Origin of the sequence: Chryseobacterium balustinum (assembly GCF_900168205.1) — a bacterium.
GTDB lineage: Bacteria > Bacteroidota > Bacteroidia > Flavobacteriales > Weeksellaceae > Chryseobacterium > Chryseobacterium balustinum.
In genome coordinates, this window is the sequence record NZ_FUZE01000034.1 from 1 (window position 1) to 21,142 (window position 21,142).

General features: G+C 34.7%; 19 protein-coding genes and 1 pseudogene. 7 read left to right on the top strand and 13 right to left on the bottom strand.

Going from position 1 to position 21,142, the window contains the following annotated elements:
• Window positions 1–111: 111 nt before the first annotated feature.
• From B5X64_RS21055 to B5X64_RS23225, 5 genes are all read right to left on the bottom strand, one after another.
• A complete protein-coding gene (locus B5X64_RS21055) occupies window positions 112–606 on the bottom strand; it encodes a hypothetical protein (protein WP_079467095.1) in 495 nt (164 codons plus the stop codon).
• 209 nt (window positions 607–815) lie between these two features.
• Complete coding sequence (locus tag B5X64_RS21060) at window positions 816–2,480, bottom strand: hypothetical protein (protein WP_123920807.1); 1,665 nt, start codon at window positions 2,478–2,480, stop codon at window positions 816–818.
• Window positions 2,481–2,673: 193 nt separating this feature from the next.
• Window positions 2,674–3,405, bottom strand: coding sequence for an SMI1/KNR4 family protein (locus B5X64_RS21065; RefSeq protein ID WP_079467097.1), 732 nt, complete (start codon window positions 3,403–3,405; stop codon window positions 2,674–2,676).
• 431 nt (window positions 3,406–3,836) lie between these two features.
• A complete protein-coding gene (locus B5X64_RS23220; RefSeq protein WP_276327949.1) occupies window positions 3,837–3,965 on the bottom strand; it encodes a recombinase family protein in 129 nt (42 codons plus the stop codon).
• A complete protein-coding gene (locus B5X64_RS23225) occupies window positions 3,956–4,165 on the bottom strand; it encodes a recombinase family protein (protein ID WP_262707282.1) in 210 nt (69 codons plus the stop codon). Before B5X64_RS23225 ends, B5X64_RS23220 begins: the two co-directional genes overlap by 10 nt.
• A 255-nt stretch (window positions 4,166–4,420) precedes the next feature.
• Here B5X64_RS23225 and B5X64_RS21075 point away from each other — a divergent pair, with 255 nt between their 5' ends.
• From B5X64_RS21075 to B5X64_RS23280, 3 genes and pseudogenes are all read left to right on the top strand, one after another.
• Window positions 4,421–4,933, top strand: coding sequence for a hypothetical protein (locus B5X64_RS21075; protein ID WP_079467098.1), 513 nt, complete (start codon window positions 4,421–4,423; stop codon window positions 4,931–4,933).
• A gap of 1,626 nt (window positions 4,934–6,559) precedes the next feature.
• A pseudogene (locus tag B5X64_RS23230) lies at window positions 6,560–6,700 on the top strand (immunoglobulin domain-containing protein); the annotation flags it as partial.
• 87 nt (window positions 6,701–6,787) lie between these two features.
• Entirely contained in the window at window positions 6,788–7,264 is a 477-nt protein-coding gene (locus B5X64_RS23280; protein WP_338064593.1) for a T9SS type A sorting domain-containing protein, read from the top strand.
• 551 nt (window positions 7,265–7,815) lie between these two features.
• On the opposite strand, the gene B5X64_RS21090 is transcribed toward B5X64_RS23280, so the two are convergent.
• The 5 genes from B5X64_RS21090 to B5X64_RS21110 form a co-directional block, all read right to left on the bottom strand.
• Window positions 7,816–8,166, bottom strand: a complete 351-nt coding sequence (locus B5X64_RS21090) for a 4Fe-4S dicluster domain-containing protein (protein WP_079467111.1) — start codon at window positions 8,164–8,166, stop codon at window positions 7,816–7,818.
• 82 nt (window positions 8,167–8,248) lie between these two features.
• Window positions 8,249–8,587: a 2Fe-2S iron-sulfur cluster-binding protein gene (locus tag B5X64_RS21095; RefSeq protein ID WP_123920805.1), complete on the bottom strand. Its 339-nt coding sequence runs from the start codon at window positions 8,585–8,587 to the stop codon at window positions 8,249–8,251.
• The gene (locus tag B5X64_RS21100; protein ID WP_079467101.1) at window positions 8,584–9,138 is read right to left on the bottom strand and encodes an NADPH-dependent FMN reductase; all 555 of its coding nucleotides are present in this window, start codon (window positions 9,136–9,138) and stop codon (window positions 8,584–8,586) included. The genes B5X64_RS21095 and B5X64_RS21100 overlap by 4 nt, the downstream gene beginning before the upstream one ends.
• A gap of 5 nt (window positions 9,139–9,143) precedes the next feature.
• Window positions 9,144–9,641 (bottom strand): DUF2480 family protein, encoded by a 498-nt coding sequence (locus tag B5X64_RS21105; protein WP_079467102.1) that lies wholly within the window; start codon window positions 9,639–9,641, stop codon window positions 9,144–9,146.
• Between the two features lie 9 nt (window positions 9,642–9,650).
• Window positions 9,651–10,277: a superoxide dismutase gene (locus tag B5X64_RS21110; protein WP_079467103.1), complete on the bottom strand. Its 627-nt coding sequence runs from the start codon at window positions 10,275–10,277 to the stop codon at window positions 9,651–9,653.
• Window positions 10,278–10,464: 187 nt separating this feature from the next.
• Between B5X64_RS21110 and B5X64_RS21115 the strand changes: the two genes are divergently transcribed.
• The 4 genes from B5X64_RS21115 (at window position 10,465) to B5X64_RS21130 (ending at window position 14,635) form a co-directional block, all read left to right on the top strand.
• A complete protein-coding gene (locus B5X64_RS21115) occupies window positions 10,465–11,088 on the top strand; it encodes a helix-turn-helix transcriptional regulator (RefSeq protein WP_079467104.1) in 624 nt (207 codons plus the stop codon).
• Between the two features lie 133 nt (window positions 11,089–11,221).
• Entirely contained in the window at window positions 11,222–13,432 is a 2,211-nt protein-coding gene (locus tag B5X64_RS21120; RefSeq protein WP_079467105.1) for an ATP-binding protein, read from the top strand.
• Entirely contained in the window at window positions 13,425–14,054 is a 630-nt protein-coding gene (locus tag B5X64_RS21125) for a response regulator transcription factor (RefSeq protein ID WP_079467106.1), read from the top strand. The genes B5X64_RS21120 and B5X64_RS21125 overlap by 8 nt, the downstream gene beginning before the upstream one ends.
• A gap of 110 nt (window positions 14,055–14,164) precedes the next feature.
• A complete protein-coding gene (locus B5X64_RS21130; RefSeq protein ID WP_079467107.1) occupies window positions 14,165–14,635 on the top strand; it encodes an LIC11966 family surface protein in 471 nt (156 codons plus the stop codon).
• Between the two features lie 71 nt (window positions 14,636–14,706).
• Here the strand turns inward: B5X64_RS21130 and B5X64_RS21135 are convergent, their stop codons facing one another.
• The 3 genes from B5X64_RS21135 to B5X64_RS21145 are packed head-to-tail and all read right to left on the bottom strand — an operon-like array spanning window position 14,707 to window position 20,802.
• The gene (locus B5X64_RS21135) at window positions 14,707–17,220 is read right to left on the bottom strand and encodes a WG repeat-containing protein (protein WP_079467108.1); all 2,514 of its coding nucleotides are present in this window, start codon (window positions 17,218–17,220) and stop codon (window positions 14,707–14,709) included.
• A 4-nt stretch (window positions 17,221–17,224) separates the two neighbouring features.
• The gene (locus B5X64_RS21140) at window positions 17,225–19,486 is read right to left on the bottom strand and encodes a WG repeat-containing protein (protein ID WP_079467109.1); all 2,262 of its coding nucleotides are present in this window, start codon (window positions 19,484–19,486) and stop codon (window positions 17,225–17,227) included.
• Between the two features lie 5 nt (window positions 19,487–19,491).
• Window positions 19,492–20,802 (bottom strand): hypothetical protein, encoded by a 1,311-nt coding sequence (locus B5X64_RS21145; RefSeq protein ID WP_079467110.1) that lies wholly within the window; start codon window positions 20,800–20,802, stop codon window positions 19,492–19,494.
• Window positions 20,803–21,142: the final 340 nt, after the last annotated feature.

Genomic DNA, 21,142 nt, shown 5'->3' on the forward strand with positions numbered 1-21,142 from the left:
AAAAGCAACCTCTTTTAAATCGCTTTAAAAGAGGTTGCTTTTTATCTTATTTTTTGGAATAACGGAAAAACTAAAGAGTTGTGCAACGGTTACCCATGTTGGCTGTCAGGCTTATTGATTTACAGAATTCCAATACAATCCCATTTGTCCACGGTTTTCCATATTCGATCTGTCAATTTTTGTTTTTTCTATAAACTCTTCGTTTATAATTTTTGAGTAGAAAAGTTCATACTTCTCAAATCTCGAGAATGCAAAAATCCAATTCTTGTAATAATCTATCATCCAAATCAACTCGAAGTCGATATTATTATTTTTAAGCCTTTCATTGATTTCTTCTATAATTTTGTTTTCAGCATTTTCGTCCAGATCACTAATACCAGTAAGAAATGTTGGTTCACATATAGAATACCAATTTATAAACAATCCTCGTTTTAACGCTTCAATATCAATAGAACTCATATCAGCATAACGCTGATGAATAAATTTATATTCATTTGAAATTCCGAGTTTAGAAATCTGTTCTTGCATTTCTTCAATCGTTCCTTTCAATTGAGAAATTTTTAGGCAAAGTTCAATTTCACGCTTTGATAATTCTTCTAAATTCATAAACGTATTAATTTAACGAGATGTTATGGAAAGCTTGTAGCCAACGTTTCGGGGCTTGGCGAAGAAGCGGATTTCGAAGCATTAAACTGTCAACCCAGCACAAAAGTTGATGCAAGGTAGAATGCTCAATTAACCACTGAACCCGCTTTTTTGCCAAACGCTTGTTACCTGCTGGCATTATGTCACACAAGGCTTTCGTTATTATAGTTTTATTCTGTTAAAATATTTATATTCAATCCCAATGATTTTATTGGAATAATTGAAATACCATCATATTTCCCTATATAAATATTTTCGTCATCTTTCAAAACATCAGCAGTAATCACTTTTAAAGAAGAAAAATCAACGTTGGAGATAATACGGTTTCCAAATACTTGTACTGTATTTAATCCTTCTCCTAAAGTGCTTGTTCCTCCAAATTTACCGATATAAACAAGTGAATTTTTATTAATTAAAAAATTCGTTTTTTTGTCGTGGTGCTTTATAGGGTATAGATTTGTATTATCCATCAACTCTTTGATAGGCAATCCTACTCCTGAAGAATACATATATAAACGGTTTTTGTAAATCCAAAAATTTTCATAAAGATAGCGGAATTGCGTTGGGTCAAGTTCTTCATATTCTTTGATGTCAAAATTAAATATAAATACCTTGTCAAACTTTGTCAAAGTAGAATTCTCATTCAGTTCAAAATCGTAAAATTCTTTTTGTTTGTGAACCACAATCCCCGCGTAGTTATCCCTATTAGTTTGTTTTAATTGATTTGGAAAATAGAGATTTCCATCTTTTCCTTTGAATAGACCTAAATCTCCTCTTGAAATTACTTCCCATTGATTGACATTCTTTTCAAAAAAATCGTTTCCTACAAACCATTGATTCCCGTATCTTGCTTCTAACGTAACATAGCCACCCTTTTCACTTATCGATACAAAGGTATGATCATTATCTGCCAAAAAATTAGTTGTGTAATTCGCATAGCTGTTATTTTTTATTTCCAATTCTACCATTTCCTTACTATTGAGCGGAAGTGGCAAATGACTGTTTGAAGTCCTTGGGGAATATACTTTTGCGTTGTAAATAAAATAATCGGTTTTGATTATTGGCGTTGTTTGTGTTCTTTTGTTTTTCTTTTCCAATTGTATGGATTCATTATGAAAAAAAGATTCCCATTCTTTCCGATAAATAACTAATCCTGTTTCAGTTTTCTCTGCTTTAAACTCTCGGGTACTATAACCACCCAAAAGATACAATCCGTTTTTGTCAGTAAAATAATTACCCATCACCTTCACCAAAGTAGAAACATCAAGTTTTAGGTTTTCTATTTTTTTCAATTCAAAATCTCGTGATAAGAAATACAAATCATTGTCTTTTTGATAGACGAAATCATTAATCGTTTTATATCCATACAAACTAATGGATTCCCATTTAGATTGTTGTTCAATTCCGATTGAGTTTCTATATAGGAAATTTTTATCACGACACAATGACCCTCCGTATTCTTCTACATCAATGTTAATCACTTTTAAGGAATTGAAGTCAAGTTGTGGTGGAAAATGCCTATTTTTTGAAATATACTCTTTAAAAACAAATTGGTTTCCAATAAGAAATAGTGTTGTATTGTTGTAATTAATGGTGCTATCTAGAACATATTTCTCTCCCCAAGCGTGTCCACCTCCATTTATAGTTTCACTAAAAAATTCGGATACCCAAATCTTTTGTTCTGTTGGATTTATCTTGTATTTACCTAAAATATAAGAAGTTTGCCCACTGCTTAGATTTGGAAAAAACGACAGGATAAAAAACATCAATAATGTATTCTGTGCAAATATTTTTTCTCTTTTTTTGTTTTTACAATATTTATGCAGTGATTCCATAATTGTATTCTGAATTGTCGTTTTCGGTTATGCTTGCAGGTAACGTTTTGGGGCTTTGCGATGGTGGGGCAATCGAAGCACAAAACTTCAATTTTGCACAAAAGTTGAACCGAAGAACTGCCGTTGAACTTTGCAGTTTCGCCCCACTATTGCAAAACCCTTGTTACCAGCTGGCATTTTTTCGTAGTTGATATTATCTTCCAAATAATTTAGATAAAAATCCTTTTTTAACTGGCTTTTCAATTCCCCAAATTAATTCAGTTTCGTGTCGTTTTGCTTTATCAATGTTTGGTCCGAATTTCCCCCAAGCAAATCCGCTTTGATTTTGTTTGTTTTTCAAGTCGGCAATTACAAAATTTTCAGGAAGTGATAAAGCAAAGTTTTTCAAAATCGTGTCACTTGATAGTTTTGCGTTTTCAAGTTCAATAAATCCGTTGTCTTTGCTCCAAATATTCATAACCACTTTTTCGTGAATTATATCAAGATTTGACTTGTTACCATTTTTTCCAAAGTCGTTAACGTGTTCAATGAATTGAGCTAAGTTGTCCGAATGTTTTACGATAACAGCTGGGTCGTGGCAAACATAAAATACATTTCCCCAATTTCCATTTTTGTCAACGTCCAAAATCCAAAAGTTACCAAAACCATCTCCAGCAAGTTGAACTGAATGTGGGAAAAATTCTTCAAATCCAAACTGTCCAACTCCGTCAAATGTTACTTCCTCAAGTCCAGAAAATTCAAAACCACTTGCAAATTTTAGTAATTCTCTAATTTCGTTGGGAACCTGTCCCGTTGGAAGTCCTTTTGCTAATTCGTCTATTTGTTCGTCAGTCAAACCTTCTTTAAGTTCAACTTTGTATTCGTCTCCGTCTTCTGAAACATATTGTTCAGTCAATATAGATTTTAGTATTTCCGTTGGTGTCATAAAGTTCAATTTCTGTTGTTTTGGTGTTTCGTTTTATGCTTGCTGGTAACTTTAGGATTGGCGCATTGCGTCAATCCAAGTTATATAACTTGCGTAAAGCTATTTATACTGCTAATATAAAATTTTATTTTGATGATTTGATTATTACGTGCTTATACATCTGCTTCATCTAAATATTTCTTTGGATTGACGCAATTATCTTTAGACACGTTCAGCAAATCGTCAATCAAAACTTATTTTTTTAAATATTTATTATTTTTTAATTCCCATTTTTTTAATTTCTTCATCCGTATGATTGTCCAGTACTTTAGCATACCGATAAATGTTGCCCTTGTTAGTTTAAGTGATTTATAAATTTCTTCTGGAGTTTTGATAGGGTCTTTGTAAATCATACGCATAACCAAAAGTTTCGAAATTGTTTCTTTTGAATATCACTTTGGTCTTCCTCCGGTTCTTCCTCTCGCTCTCGCAGATTGTAAACCTGCATTAGTTCTTTCTTTTATCAACTCTCTTTCATACTCAGCCAAAGAAACCATTAAATGTAGAAGTATCAACACCATCCAATGATACCTTTTTCATTTAAACTTAAAACCAAATCGATGATATGGCTTCTTCCTAATCGGTCAAGCCACCAAACATACAATATATCACCTTCTCTATAATGCTCAATCATTTTATCAAGTTCGGGACGATTTTTTGTTGCACCCAAAATTTTCTCTTGATAAATTTTCTCACATTCTGCTTTTTCTAAAGCTAACAAAAATCCGAAGAGAATTATTTTTTTGCGGATTTTTATGATGTTGCAACAAAATAGAGCTTGAAGTATTAGGGTATCGGTAGTTTCTCAATTTATCTTTTACTTTATGTATATTCATAATTACTCTAATGAAAACAATTTTTAGAACCTAAATAAATAAACCCTTAGATATAAATTCTCGCACTGAATCTATATATATATTTCCAAACATGTATATTTGCCGAAGACATTACAACTCAAAACAAATTACAATATATTATGCCCTCCGGTAATTCTTATACGCTCATTCCAATGACCTCTTTTGTGATCGAATATTATTCAAACGAAGGATATGCAGATCTTCAAACATTAAAAATGATGATTAATTATGCTCAATTTCTAAAAAAGCAATTAACACTTGAAATGTTTATTCCAGTAAATAGAGACGGAAATGTATTGAAAGTGCCTCATGATTTAAAGTCCAGATCTCTTCATTATGATGGTGATGTAAAAAGTGATGAAGCCCATGATGATTTAAAGAGCTCAGACGAAGAGAAAATATATAATAAAGCTCAGGAAAAGTGCTTTTTTAAGGGTTTTGAAGTCGCCTATAATGGCTATTCTGTTATCAGAATTTTAGCTTCTTATGATCATTCTGTTGAATTATCCTTTAATAAAATTGATTCAACATTTCAGTCGTTGACAGATATTGAGTCTCTTACAAGTGCAGGTTTTGAAATATATTTAAGTCGTACAGCTTTAAAATCTATTGGGATAAAAAGTAGATCATAAAATTAAAATTACGAAACCATTATCCCGAAAAAAAAATTCTCTACTAGAGCAGTGATTACCATCACCACCGTTCCCAAAAACAAATCCTTAACACAGTAATTCCTATTTCTGCAAGATTGTAACCAGAGTCATTAGAAAAATAATTGAAAATATACCATTTCTTGGATTGGAGGCAGTATTGAAAGTGTAAAAGGCAGTAAAGCACCCAAAGCAATAGCAGCCTGAAAAGGTTTCACCTATGTGATCTCATTAAATCCCAACTCGTCAAAGTAACCAAAGCAGCCAAGAGTAATTGTATTTCTTTCAGGCGTTACCGCAGCAATGCCGAAGTTAGAAACCAAAATGCTGCACGAAGCAAGCCAATTCTATTTACGTAATATTTCTCTAATTATGATGCATAAATTATTTTTTAGATTAGAAAATTGACCAGGGAATTATATCGACAGGTCAACACTAAAATGATTTTACTTGAATCTTAAATTCAACGAAATGATATTGGACTGCATGCTCACAGATTTTGTGTAATGCCCATATCGGCTCAGTCAAAAAAGTTTGGGAGAAAATAATAACTGATATTTTTATAGTATGTTAAAGGATGCCGAACTGCTTAAATTATTTTTACCTGAACTCTTGATTGAATATTTTGAGATTATGAAATTTAAAGAAGAGAACAATTTTTTTGATTTTCTTTTCTAATATTCGCCGCCAAAATTGTGATGATATCCATTCTTTGTTCCTTCATTGGAATTAATAATCCCTCTTGGATTTGTAAAAGCACTCCCTATCGTTATCAGTGCACTTGATTTTATAAATTCATTATATGAAAACTTTGAAAATGTTCTAATTTACTGATTAAGTGATTTTTATAAATACCTTCTCCAAATAATTATATATATCCTCCTTATTGGTCTTAAAAAATGATTTTAAATGTTACCTTTTTGAATAAAAATCAAAAATAAAGTTGTACAAACTTTTATAGTGCTCATCCGTCCAATAATCTGTAAAATCTTATTCCGGATTTACAAGTTTAAAGCCTTAAATTTCTGTCCCATTTTTAAAGCATTGTTATATCTAATTGGCCCTAAATCTTTTTTAATTAATAAAAATTTATACAAATTCGTAATATACATTGTGAATAATAATCAATCAATTATTATTATTATTATTACCTCCTCAAGATTTGCAGCAATACGTTTTAAGGACAGATATGTTTTTTTATCCATTTTTGCTCCCTGGAAACAGACTATTTTAATTGTTTTAAAATATTTTTTCTTAATTGAGAAACTTGATAGAAATGTAACATTTTTTAAGGTAGCTTTCCTAAACGTAGTGTTTGACAAATGGTTCCTTCAAACTTAACATTGGTAAAGCTTTGCTCATCAAAACATACCCCATTCACATCGCCGGATCTAAGTATAACATTCTTAAAAATACAATTCTTGAAAATAGGCGCTGTAAGTTTTTTCAACAATTAATTCATTAGCACCTTCCACATTATATTATGTATGGGTTAGATCTAATTGCGGAATGGGTACATTAAGCAGCTGGTCTACAAAGCCTCTGATATTAGTAACTAAATGCCAGCCAGCCGCTTTATTAGGAACTACAGGGTAAACTGTTTGTCCTGGTAACAGTGCCGTCCTAAATGCAACTGTTGAGAATGGTGGTACTATTAATTGGTACGATACATTAACAGGGGGTAATCTATTGGTAACGGGAAATTCTTATTCAACTCCATCATTAACTTCAACGACAAATTACTGGGTTTCTACATCAAAATCAAGTATTGGTAATGTAGGACTGCCTGCTCCCATCTCAACCTCTGGTAATACCGAAGTAGGAATTAGGCTTACAATAGATGTATGTAAAATCTTTACTATAAGTGCAAAATCAAGTATTGTTAGCGGCTTTATAAAAGAAAGCTCAACATCAGCATTTTCATTTCCATATGTTTTAGCTGATGTCTGCAGTTTAGGAACTACAACGTCTGGATATTATTATTACTTATACAATCTAAATATATCAAGCAACTGCGAATCTGACAGAACTCAAATTACTGCAACAGTAGATAATGCTTGTCTGGGTACAGCCGAAACAAAACTGGCTAAAAAATTAGTTTTATATCCAAATCCGTTTATAAACATTCTTAATATTGATAATCCTTCATTGATTAAATTATTACAGGTTTTAGATCATTCAGGAAAATTGATTAAAACAATCAATGCTCCAAACTCCTCTTTACAATTAGATGATTTACCTTCCGGAGTTTATTTGATTATTTTAGATATGAACAATGGTTCCAAACAATCTTCAAAAGTCATTAAAAAATAGTTTTTATTAGTTCATTCTATTTAAAGTTCGTTTCGCAATTTCAAAACGAACTTTTTTTAAGAAACAAGGCTTTGATTGGGGAAATATAAAAAATGTATTTTGACAGAGATCTCTCAACTAATTATGTAAATGGTAAGCAGAAAGTGTACTGATTTAGACTTTAACTTAAGAAGTGTTCCATTAAGATATTAATTTAAAAATTTGATATTATGAACACTAGGAAAAAAACTAATCCTGAAACTTTTTACTCATCTTTCGGAATATCTATTGGTTTAAAGCTTCGTCAATTCTTTACGGTAAGAATCTTCTAAAAAGTGCTCAGAAATTATTTAGTTTTTTCAATAGAATAATACCATGTATTATGAGAATCTCATCTGAATAATATAAATCACTCTTAAATTATTTAAGAGTGATTATTTGAAGAATACTTGTAAAACCATCTCTCTTTACAGCATAAATTTACATCAACGCTTCTCCTGATGAGATACATTGCCTTTTCCATGCGAAAAATCTATAGTTTACATATGATAGGAAAACAAAAATAATTTAGATCATTCGTGATGAAGAAATTTTTGACGCTCAAACAATATTTCGTCTGTTTCTCGATGATCAGGATCATCAACACAGCAGTCAACAGGGCAAACTTCCTTGCATTGCGGTTCATCATGAAAACCTTTACATTCTGTACATTTTCCGGGAACAATATAGTAGACTTCGTCAGAATAACCCTCATTGAATTCTTCAGAATCTATTTGCTGACCATCGGGAGAGGTCAATTTGCCTGAAAGTTTGGTCTTATCTTTCCATCGCCATTCCATCGCGCCCTCGTATATTGCGTTATTGGGACACTCAGGCTCGCAGGCACCGCAATTGATGCATGCATCTGTTATCATTATTGCCATTGTAAATTGAATTATAGGTGTAAAAAGAGGGCTTCTCATTTTAAAATAAAATCCCCTTTAAAATTTAACAAAATATTCGTTTTTAATTAGCTGCTATCTCAATGGATAAACCATTCAATTCTTTTGTGATCTGAATTTGGCAAGCTAATCTGCTCGTATTATTTGATGTAAATAACTCGGACAGAAGAGCTTCTTCAATATCTCCCTTTTCAGGAAGTTCAATGTCGTTTAAAATAAAGCAGTGACAAGTTGCACACATTGCCATTCCTCCACAGACAGCTTCCATTGATAATTCATAAACCTTACAGATATCTTTTAAAGTAAGTCCCATATCAACGGGGCAGGTCAGTGTATGAACAATACCATCCTGATCTTTTACTGTGATATTGATATCCAGTTCTTTATCTATAGTATTCTTCATAAATTTACAATTTTTTTATGAGTAGCGATATTAATCAGCTGATCAAATTTATTCTTGTAGAATTCTGAAAACTTTGTTGTATTTTCTTTTTCGAAAAGAGAGGATCTAAGAACGGGAATACTGAATGGCAGTGGCCAGGCTCTTAAAGACTTTGCAATCGCGTCCATTGCTGAAATTCCCTGCATAGCATGCAAACCTTCTGCCCAACATATTAATCCTATGGTTTTATCTGTGAGATAAGGCGGATTGCTTTTTGCCGTAACTTCCAGCCAATCCAAACAATTTTTCATCACTCCCGGGATACTTCCATGGTAAAGAGGGGCGAGCCAAAAATGAAGATCAGCATCTCCAAATAGTTGACACATCCTTTCTACAGCTAACGGTATCTTTTTGATAGAAGTATCAAATAGGGGAATTCCTGAATCGGCAAGATTAAAAACTTCGGTTTTAATTTCTAAATTGAGCAATTGATCAGCAAAATAATCCGTGATTAACCCTGAAGTAGATTCGGATCTTCTTTCCAACGCTCCATTAAATATAATAGCTTTCATTTTTTCTAGTTTTTAAATATTACTTTCGGCATTCCAATTTCTCCGTACATTAAGGTTTTAACCAAAGGTTTGAGAAATAGTGTTGCAGAAAGATACAATGCGGGTGTAATTTCGGTTCTGGCTCTAACCACTACTTTTTTATCCTTGTAAAAAGTTAAATCGGCAGTTTTTAGATTGTCCAGCCAAATGTTTTCTAATACTTTTTCAGGATTATCAAAATAAATATTTTCTGTGTATGCAAATATTTTTTCTGCTATCAGCATAAAGATCCATGGAGGTAAGATTGCATCTGCAGAACATATTACAGCCACAATTTTATCTTTGAATTTGGTAAAGTCAATTGCAGAAACGGACTCACGAAATTCTTTTTCTTTTACAATAAGTCCCATAAAGAGATGATCTTTGATGTCTAATACTGAAATTTTTTCAATAGGTTTTAAATCTAAAAGATCAATGGCAACAATACCGGATGCATCAACTTTGTTTAAGAAATTATTCTCCATTGTACTTAATTATTTAATCTTTAAAAGGATTTCTGCATATTTTTTTTCAACAGATTCCCAATCTAAAACATGCCATAGGGAATCGAGATAATCTGCTCTCTTATTTTGATACGCCAAGTAATAGGCATGTTCCCAAACATCAAAACCAAGGATCGGAAATCCTCTATCTGTTATCTGGGTATCCATCATTGGATTGTCCTGATTAGTTGTTGCAGTGACGGCAATTGAACCATTGAATTTTACATATAACCAAACCCATCCTGATCCAAATTGGCTGAGGCCGGTTTTTTTTATCTCGGCTTTTAAGTTGTCCAAGCTTCCAAATTTTGTACTTATAGCTTCAGCAAGTTTTCCCTCAGGTGTTAATCTTGCCGTAGGAGAGAGGATTTCCCAAAATAGAGAATGGTTAAAATGTCCTCCGGCATTATTTCTTACAGACGGACCATACCAACTGATTTTTTGAAGGATCATTTCAAGATAAGAATTGTTTTTTTCCTCTTTCTCTAAAGCAATGTTGAGGTTATCAACATAAGCCTGATGATGTTTTTGATGATGGATGCTCATTGTTTCTTTATCTAGATAAGGTTCTAGTGCATCATAGGAGTAAGGAAGCTGTGGTAAATTAAATGTTGACATAATTTTTTTGTTAATGTTAATGAGGCAAAGATAGAATAAAAAATAATTAAACAACCTTATAGTTGTTTAATTAAGCATTGGGAATATTTTTATGTATTTGAGAGGGAGCTTGTTATAGTTTAAAATAACAAATTATTGAAAATAACTATATTTGTAACGGAAAATAAAACAACCAAAATATTGACAAATGGAAAAAACCGCAGGAGAACAAATTTTGATGTTTTTAAAAATGAGAACTGAAGCAACTTCTTTAGAGGTTGCCCAAAAACTTGATATTACGAAAGAAGGGGCGAGAAAACATTTAATCAGCCTGGCTAATAAAGGGTTAATCGAGCCTGTTTTAAAAAATATTGGAGTGGGAAGACCGAGTACTTACTATATTCTTACTTCTAATGGGATGTCAAAATTTCCTGATACCCATGCAGATATCACCGTTCAGTTATTGAGGTCTGTTAAAAATCTATTAGGTGAGAACGCTTTAGATCTGCTCATCAATGACCGGGAGAAAGTAGCTTACGACCGATACCAAACTGCTATGGAAAATAGAGTTACTTTAGAGGAACGTTTAGAAACGTTGGTGAAATTGAGAAATGACGAGGGGTATATGGCGGAATGGAACACAATTGATGAAGCCTACTATTTAACCGAGAATCATTGTCCTATATGCGCAGCTGCACGTGAATGTCAGGGATTTTGTCGCAGTGAGTTGAAAAATTTTCAAACGATTATAGGAGAGAAATATAAAGTAGAAAGAATAGAGCATTTGCTCTCAGACGGCAATCGTTGCAAGTATAAGATAACTGCAATATAATATTCTTTTTAATGATAAATCAATTTAAAATCTTTATGATTGATAGTAGACCCATATCAAATCCATTTATTACAATCCCTTTAATTTTAAAGAAATAATGCTCTCGTCCTAAATCTTACTTTCAAAAGCAAACATGAAAATCTATATAGTAAAGAAGTATTTAGTAATTTTAGTGATGTTTTTCTTCGGAAGCCTTAACGCTCAAAATGCTGTTGAAATCGCTGCAAAAGAATATCATAAAGTTGCAGAAGGCAGTAATCAACAGCTATTGTTGGCCGGAAAATATGCTCATGCACTCTTTTTTAATGGTCGTCAACAGGAAGCTATGGATTTGCTGCAAAAAAACATCAACAGAGCTGCTAAAAAGACTGATGGACAATACGCAGCGCAACTATGCGGAATCGCTGCAATGAACAGCAAGCTGCTGGAAGATAATACATCTGCTAAAAAATATATCGCGCAGGCTAAAATATTTGCAAAAAAAACCAAAGAGCTGAGCATTAAAGGATATGTGTCGTATTGTGAGGGCTGGATGCATGCTAGGAATAACCAGGAGCACGAGGCGATCCGATGCTTCCAACAAGCTTTAGTATTTTACGACAAAGCAGCTCAGACAGATGTAGTTGTATCTAGAAAAACTGCAATTTATAAGGAACTTTCCTCGATCTATTCAAACTGGAAAGCATATGACTTGCAGGAAAAATATGCTAAACTCACCTTGGAAGTAGCGAAATTAAGAAATAAGCCCATGGATATTTTTGACGCTTACATGTCTATCGGATATAATTATCAGGAGCAGTACATCAACCAGCCCGAAAATAAGAATCTTCGTGACCAGTCCGAAAGTTATTATCTGCAGGCTATTAAATTCTATGAAAAGAACAGCACTATCATGGCTGTGCCATCTGACTTATCTTTTGCAGCAATTAATCTGGCAAACCTGTATTTACAGTATTATCCATTGTCTTATAAAACAAAATCACTACAGTACGCTCAGTTGGGATTGGAAGTTGGGCAAAAAACAGAACAATATGCGCAGGTGGCTTCAGCCTATGGAATCATGGCAGAATATAGCATGAAAGAAGGCGATATACAAACAGCAAAAAAATACCTTCTTGCTTCATTAGCCGCTCTTATGAAAGATGCGGTAATAGAAAATACGATTGCCCTTAGTTTATATCAAAAGCTTGCAGAGGTTTATGAGGCAGAAGGACAATATAATGAAGCCTATCATTACTACAAACAATATGTAAAGCTCTATGAAGAGGTCTTCAATGCAAATAAAATGGAACAAGGGCGTAGATTAGAAGCACAGTTTGAAAAAGAACGACAGCAACAACAGCTGATGCGACTGAGATTGGAAGCCGAAAAGAGAAAGCAACAGATCTCATTGATGCATGCGCACAGTAAGGCGCAGCTAAAGGATTTGGAAAACTTAAAGTTGAATGAAGAAATTCAGCGTCAGCAGATAGAAGTGATCCAGCTTGAGGCAGATAACAGAGGCAAAGAACTTAAACTTTCACGTGTTGAAATACAACAGCGCGCAGCACAACTTAAAACCTCTCAACAAGAACTTGCATACAAATCAAAAATAAATTCAGTCTATTTTTTCCTTATTCTGACATTTATATTAGCCGCTATGTTGGTATATTATGCTTATCGCCAGCATCTCAAGACGTTAAAACAGAAAGAAAGCCTACAGATTTTGGTCTCTATGTTGGAGGGTCAGGAAACCGAACGTTCACGTATAGCCAGAGATCTTCATGATGGATTGGGAGGTATGCTGTCAGGGACAAAAATTAGTTTATCTGGGCTTACGCTATTTAATGAAAGTGATTCAAGTAGAAATACACTAAATAAATCTTTAGATCAGCTCGATGTTGCTGTGGTCGAATTACGCCGAATTGCGCATAATCTTATGCCTGAGCTACTGGATAAATATGGCCTCGAAGAGGCGCTTAAGGAATATTCTGAACGAATGAGTAGCGATGAACTTGAGATTTCTAGTCAATTTGTAAAGTTGAAAGCTAATCTTTCAAAAGATAAACAAATAGTAGTCTATCGAATTATCCAGGAACTGGTAAATAATGCGGTGAAACATGCCGAAGCTTCACAAATTATAGTGCAGCTTTCACAACACAATGATCATATACTGATCACGGTAGAAGATAATGGAAAGGGCTTTGATCCGCATCTTGCAGATGGAAAAAAATCAGCCGGCATACACAATGTACAGTCCCGTCTCGAATTTTTAAACGGTAAGATGCATATAGATTCCCGTGCCGGAAGAGGTACAAGCATTGAAATAGAGTTCCCGATAAATAATAACACTTATTATGGTTAATATTGTAATTACTGATGATCACCCGATGATGTTGGAAGGTTTGAAAAATATTCTGGCTGCAGAACCCGATTTTAAAATTTTGGATTGCTTTACAGATGGTAAATCAACACTTGACCGGATTAAACGTATTCAGCCTGATATATTATTGCTCGACATTAATCTTCCTGACACCAATAGTATAGAGCTGGTTGCTTTGTTTAAGAAGCGATGTCCACAGATGAAGATTGTTGCCATCAGTGTTCATAATGAATATGCTGTTATTAATAGTATGATCACCGAAGGTGCGGATGGATATATTCAAAAGAATGCTTCGGGACCTGAGATTATAGCGGGTATTCGGAGCGTGTTTGAGGGAGAACTTTTTTTATGTGCGAAGACCAAGCTCAAAATGAGCAGGAAAGAGAATATAGGTCTGAAAAACGTACCTAAACTCACACGCAGAGAGAAGGAGATATTAATGGAAGCAATTAAGGGTTCAACCACCGTTCAAATAGCTGAGACTTTATTTATCAGTCATCATACAGTTGAGAGTCATAGGAAGAACCTCATAGAAAAATTTGAAGTGAAAAGTATTACCTCTGTGATCAAACTTGCCCTTGAATATGGTATCCTTCGAGACTAATAGCTAAAAAACCACTATATTCAGGGATGTACTGAAATCTTTTCATCCTTTAAATTTGTGAAGCCTTCAGAAGAGGTTTAAACAAATTATCAACAAAAAATTAGAAAGAAATGAAAAAAGTGATTTCAGGAAGTGCTGCTTTGATTATGGTTTGCACACTTTTAAGCTGTGGTAAAAAAGATGCAGTGACCTATAACAATGAACTGATGACGATTATCAACAGTGAAGAGGCACATATCAGCGAAATGAACAGCGCAATGCAGTCAAAAAAATATGATGAAGCAGAAAAAGTGGTTCGGAAATGGAACGACGCTGTGAAAGAAGATATTAAAAAAGTCGAAAAAATAGGGGACTTCAACGGTGATGACCAATTACAACAAGCTATTCTTAAAGGATTGAAAGGCTACGGTAAAATCGTTAAAGAAGACTATCCAAAATTGATTACCATTAGAAAGAGTAGTATCCAAGATCCGGTAGTAGAACAAGGATTGCTGGAGAATATTAATCAGGCATTTGAAAATATGGCAAATGGTGTGAATGTCGCTTCGGATAAATTTGAAAAAGATTACGCAAAAAAATAGGTTTACATAACAATAAATAAAATAGCGGGTGATGGAGATCACCCGCTATTTTATTCATTAATTCTTCCGCTTTAATAGCTTAAGCGATCTCCTTCGATCGGCAACATGGTTCCTTTCTCTGTCAGGTACTTCCACTTATCTCCTTGCTTTACCGGCATTGGAAAAAACTGTACAGGCGAAGTGTAACCGTAGAAATCATAGACTCTCAATCCAATGTCATCAAAGGAGAGGGGCACAACCCATTTACCGTTGGCATCTGTTATTCCATATTTACGCTCTTTTTTTACAAGTAAATATTGATTATCCGTTACAGGACTGATTTGGTCATATATAGGTTCAAGAAAAACCTTTCCTGCATTATCAGCAAGTCCATACTTCAGTTCCCTATTTTCAGGATTATATTTTGTTAGCAAAATTTTTCCTACTACAAAGAAGTTGTCATAAAAAGAATCTTGATAACTATCGTTTAGCGGAATAACAAAGTTGCCCTTTTTATTGATGAATCCAATTTTAGAATAAGAATGGAAACTATCTGAAATATCACGTGCCACAAGGGCAACTCCCAAGCTATCAAAACTGGTAGCCTTGTCATATGTCATTGGTACGATCAACTTTCCACTTTCATCGATGTAGCCCAGTTTATTATTTTGACCAACCACAGCCATGCCGTTTTTAAAAAGGTTCACTATTGCAGGCTGATCTGTAGCATATGAAGTAGGCTCATCACGAAATGAAAAATGATATTGCATCCGAAGCTCTTTGGAGGTATGGAAATTATAAAGTTTCGCCTTGCCATCTTTATTAGAAACAGCTAATACTTGATTTGACCCTATGTAAGCGACGAAGTTATAGGGTATATTTGTAATTGTTTTTTTTACTGCATTATATAAACCATACTTATTGCTCTTCCAGTCACTTAATAAAAATCTGGTGCTATCAATCGTGGCAATTTCAGAATAGTACTGTTCAGTAAGCAGTTTACCATCCTTGACCAAACGTAGTTCAATGCGAGCGGATTCATATTCACCTGACCGACAAATCAGGGTCTGTTGATCAGTACCAATGAAATCAAAATAGTCACGGTATAGGGTAGGGATTAATTCCTGCTGTGTCTCCAGGTTATATATGCCTATTTTTCCATCTTTTTGTATCTGGACGTGTTTATTCCCGAGTGGTGACAAGAAAGTGTAGTTATTGTATTTACCGGGAATCAGCACGTTCCCTTCTAAATCAAATACAGTCTTTATTCCCTGTCGTTCTCCGATGATCAGATCATATATTTTACTTCCGGCTTTGTGGTCGACATCGATATCATAAAACTGAGGTTCATAATACTTACCGGTCTTTGCAAAGTATAATCCAAAAAAAGCTTTTTTAACTATTCTGAAGATTGGAAGTGGCTCTATTCCGCCCTCATTACTGCCGTCAATATACGTGATTTGTCCATCTTCCACACTGATCAGCTCTTTGAGTTTAGCGTCTGCCAAAATAGTCTTTGTTCCTTTTTTCAATACAAAATAATTATTGCTAACCTTCGCCTGGTCATACTGAATTGGAACCACGACTTTTCCGTTTAAATCAATTACACCCTGAAATTCTCCTTTAGTAACAATCAGGTAATTGCCTGGGGAATTTTGATATACACCTGCACCTTCGATGTCAATACGGTCATAGATGAAAGGAATGGCAAGTTTTCCCTGTTGGTCATAAGCGCCAAACTTTCCGTTTTCCATATAGACCAACAAGCCCTTTGCAATGGTGCTATGTTCCTGCACAGCAAACTCTTGCCGATTTTTTATGTTGATAATTAAAGGCGTGTTTTTTTTGGAAAAAGCCTGAACCCATTTGTCGCTACGCATTTGTGTATGTTGATGATCATATTCGAACGGTACAAGTACTTGTCCGTCAAAACTCACAATGCCCCATTTACCATCTTTTTTTGCATAAACATAATCTGATGTTCTTGTACATCCTCCGCAATAATCAAAAGCTTCATAGGTAGGACGGATAACTATTTCTTTTTTCTTTGAATCGTAAATGCCCCACTTAGAACCTTGTTTGATATCAAAGTAACGGCCATCAAGATAATTGATTTCATCAAAAAAAGGAAGCTTGACCCAACCGGGCAACAACATGCTTTCCTTTCCATCTGATGAGAGTTTCCAATAGATCAGGTTCTTCAGCTCTATCTGATCATACTTGGCCGGCAGAATTTCTTTTCCATCAGGAGATAATACCCCTTTTTTACCATCTTTTACAAACAGAATGACTGTCTGTGGCATTTCATCTTTCTCTTTCACCTGTTTTTGATAGTCAAGGATGTCGTATTTGTCTCCCAGTTTAACTTCGTCATTATTGAGCATATAGTCAAAAGCTTTCTGTCCATTGACGTCAATGTAAAACTCCTTCCCATCTTGAACGATCCGGGCAAAGCCTTGCCGAAAAGGACTGATATCGGTACCTTTTATCAGAGGATCCTGACCGTCTGGTTTATATTCAACATTTTCTACCATAGGTGGAGGAATAGTCTGCCCGAACGACTTATTGGCAAAAATAACAGAAAGTATCAATACACATTTTTTCATTTTTTTAGTCAATTTTAGATTTCCCTACTATCATCGGTCTGTTTATTCCTTTATTAATAAATGAAAACTCATTGCCTTCTTGAGCCAAAATTGGCCATGTACGATTTTCCCCTTCATAGTTTCTCCTTAAATTATCAAACCTGGGTTCTAGAACTATCTTTCCATCGTTATCTGCAAGGCCAGATCTGCCTTTTAATGTGATCTCCATCAGCTCAGGTGAAAAGCTATTGATCATATCATATATAGGCTCCAGTATCATTTTGCCCTGAAGATTCAGCACACCATACTTTCCTTTCTTTTTTACCAGCATGAGATCAGGATGGTCATTGATCGCTTCTAGACGGTCAAATTGAGGTTCAACAACTACATTTCCTCTCGTATCTATCAATCCATAAAGCGTGTCATCTCCTGTTTTGGTTATCGCCCACGCTAGATTGTCATAAAATTTACCAACATAGGCAAAGTCTTTAAATTGAACCTGCTTTCCATTCTCATCAATAAATAAATTTTCTTCCTTGATATTGATCTTGAAAAGTCCACTTTGAAAAGGTTTGGCATCCTCTTTTCTGTTTTCGGGTATTTTAAAAGCGCTGTAGTAGCCGATCCTATTCCATTCTGGACGTTCAAAAACTTTCTCGCCTTTCATGTTAAAAATGACAAATTGTGATCCTTCTTCTGCCAGTAGGAGCTTGTCGTTGAGCATTTTTAAGATATACATATCTTTGGTATAAGGGATTAGCACTTCTCCATTGGTATTGTATATTGCCGATTCTTCGTTATAGCTCGTTCCCTCCACTTTTCTCTTGATCTCAAAAGTACGGGCGTTTAACCAGGTAATCTCTACGTCGCTTACTGGAACAATAAATTGTTTCTTTAGACTGTTGTAGATGCCCACTCGTTTGTCATCATAAACTGGGAAGATATAAGGATTGTCGTTGAGATCGCCATAGGTGTAGCTTCGATTGGTATAGCTATCGGACTGCAGACGGTATTTTGGAGGTAATATTTCTTTACCCAGTTTATCGTAAATCCCATAGAGATTTCCATTTGCAGCATAAAGATAAGTTTCCCCTTTCTGATTTACGATGGTAATGTCCGTAAAATCTGGTGGCAGAATAGGTTTTGCCTTTCCCCAATCGAAAATTCCGACTTTACCCTTGTCTTTTACCCTCAGATAATAGGGCATCGCATCCAGTTTAGCTTCAGCCGCTAACCTTTCAAGGTGTTCTTTGGAAGCATTTGAAACAGGAGGAGACATGAGCGATATACGGACACCATCATAAACTGTCTGTCCCGCTGAGTTTTTGAACTCGATCTCGTCATACTGCGGAGATAATAACAATTCGCCTCTTTCATCAATCAGCCCCATTCTTCCAGCCTTTTTGACAATAGCATGCCCCCTTACAAAATCATTGATTTCATTGTACAATGGAGGGGTAGCCTCTTTTCCTGTCGCATCGATCAGCCCTTGCAGCCCACGTTCTTCAATTTTAAGAAAATCACTACCTCTGACCGGGATCAATGACTTGTAGGTTGCAGGAAGCACTATGGTCCCCAGGGAATCTATCAGGCCATAAGCATTATTTTGAAGAAATGCTTTATACTTTTTGGTTTTAAGCCAGATGTTGCTCAAGCTTTCGTATGTTGGAGGAATAACTACTTTACCGCTTTTATCTGCTATTCCTTGTTTTCCGTTGAGATGAATTTGAACCATGTCCTCAAACAAATAATTTTTGCCCACTTCATCATATAGAGGCGGTTGTATAACCTCACCATCTGTTGCACGCAGCCATCCCCATTTATTGTTTTCTTTAAAACCAATGATATCTTTGTTTATGATCTCCAATGCCTGGAAACGTGGTTCGGAAATTACTTTCCCCTGGAAATCAATAAGTCCATACTTTCCCTTTTTTTTCGTTTGTACAAATTGATAGTTGTAACGGATTCCCGGATACCACTGCCCGTCATAATGGGTAAGTAAAGCCACCTCATCGTAATTAAAGTTGCTTAAAAATTTTCCATTTTCGTGGATTACAGCGTACGCTCCGTCTTTCACTACCGATAGCAAGTCACCTGAATGATCTTTGACATCATCAACTAACACTCCGGTAACTGGATGACAAAAATAAATTTTACTATCTTTTCTCACTTTTACGAAAGGAGTATGGTAATCACCGAAACCAATGCCGTCAAAGATAACAGGGGTCTGAGCTATTGCCGAACCGGCTGTGAAAAATATGAGGAATAATAAAAGTTTGTTGCTCATCGTTCTTATTTTTTGTCTATTAAAACTTTTTTTAAAGGAAATTTTAGCTCCTGCTTATTCGATACCAATGGTTTTTGCTGAGATTCACTGTCCATAAAAACAGTGGATATTTTATATTTTCCAGCAGATAAATCGTCTGGAAAGAAAGATACGTAGGAGTACTCATCCATATCGTTATGCTTGCTTTTATCATGAAAAATAACAAACTGTTTTTTTTCAGCATCCCATTGTACCATATTGTCATCAAGTACTGCTCCAGGTTTAAACCACTTTCCACCCGCTTTATTGACATTCGTATCCTTAGGTTTTTGTGGCGGAAGTTTTAAATCTCCTGTATTGTAAAGCGGGTAGAGGAGCTTGTTGCCGTTCTCATTTTCCAAAAGAATATAGATTTTTCCGTAATAGGATTCGAATACATTGTTGGAATAATTGTTCAGTGCGATACAGAAATAAAAGTTCTCATTTCCATTCTGAGGATCCATCATGACCAGATTTAGGCCTTTGTTGTCCTCCACATACTGAAGTTTGCTAATATCCATCTTTAACTCTGAAATATTGACCCATCGTTCTAAGGTTTCTTTAGCATATTTATATTTTATTTTGAGCCACTCCTTTCCTTCAAAGGCAGTGATTTCAAGGAAAGCTCCTTTTTCGAGGTAGATATTAGATCCAGCATGGTATCCTGGTTCGTCGTACAATCTAAGTCTTGCTACCTGTACTTCAAGTAAAGGTGTATTTTCATTTTCAAAGGTTTCTAGTTTTATGCTTTTTACGCTCCCATCCAAATTATACATACGGATCTGATAAAGGTAAAGTGCAAGTTGTTGTTCATTCAGTACACGTGATTCGCCAGAACGATACAGTTCAGATTGCTTATTAAATCCGAATTTAAACCATTCTTGCCCATTGATATAGCTGATAATCATACCGGGCTCTTGCTCATTGATGATGAGGTTACTGAATTCATGGTCGGGATAAGTTAGTTCCCTATAAGATGAAGATTTTGGCTCAAATAAAAATATAAGGGCATGATTTGACTGATGTTCTTCCGAATTGAGAACCAGATCCATATGACCGTCATTATTGACATCGTAGGTTTCAATAAAAGAAAGTTTACGTTTCCATTTTTTAAGGAATAACGTTTCATTATTATTCAGCTTTGCAACAATGCCTTTTTTCGTTTCATCGACAGTAACTGAAAAAGTCTCATTCACTTCCAAAGTAGGAAATCGCGATTGTGCACGTGTGTTCACATTAGTGACAAATGAATAGAGTAAAAGACCGAGCAATTTTTTGTATGCTGTAGAAGATATCATCTGTCAAAACTACGTTTATCCCGTTTACAAGAACATCCCTGAATCCAGCGAAATTTTTAGGGGTTTTTACACTTACAGGTAATATACAAATAAATGGTAGTCCTGAAACAGGAAAAATAAGTACTCAGACCAATAACGACATTTCAACATTTTTCTTAATTTTCTATTTTCCTATTGCTAAACCTGTTTAAACTTTTATTTTTCTGAGAAACAAGATAGAGAAAGCGAGATAATGTAGATTTGTGCAAGTAATATTCAAAGTCTCAAATCTTACTAATAAAGCTTTGAAGCTATCAAGCCATGCATTTGCTTTTTCTATTTTGAATCTTCTTTTATACAA